Annotated in this window: 1 pseudogene; it reads left to right on the top strand. The window is 40.5% G+C overall.

The window, feature by feature from the left end:
* Positions 1-309: pseudogene (locus tag ACNG5D_RS15965) on the top strand (hypothetical protein); the annotation flags it as partial.

Raw genomic sequence — 309 nt, 5'->3', positions numbered from 1 at the left:
CAACAGCTACAGGTCTAATAGTGTTAATGTAGATGGCGTAAACCGTAATAGAACATACAGAACAAGTCGTACCACAAGAACACAACCTAGGTACAGTACATCTAGAAGCAATACATACAATAGAGGTAATACATACAGCAGAAGCAGCAATAGTAGTTCTAGCAGACCTACAACTACTAGAACCACAAGGTCTTCTAAATCTAGCTCTACATACACAAGACCATCTTCTTCATCAAGAAGTTCTGGAACATACAGAAGCTCTGGAAGCAGCTCTAGAACCTCCGGAACAACCACAAGAAGTAGTAGTTC

The sequence above is a fragment of the Algibacter ulvanivorans genome (assembly GCF_048381495.1).
Classification (GTDB): domain Bacteria; phylum Bacteroidota; class Bacteroidia; order Flavobacteriales; family Flavobacteriaceae; genus Algibacter_B; species Algibacter_B ulvanivorans.
This window is presented reverse-complemented; position numbering and strand designations above follow the sequence as displayed.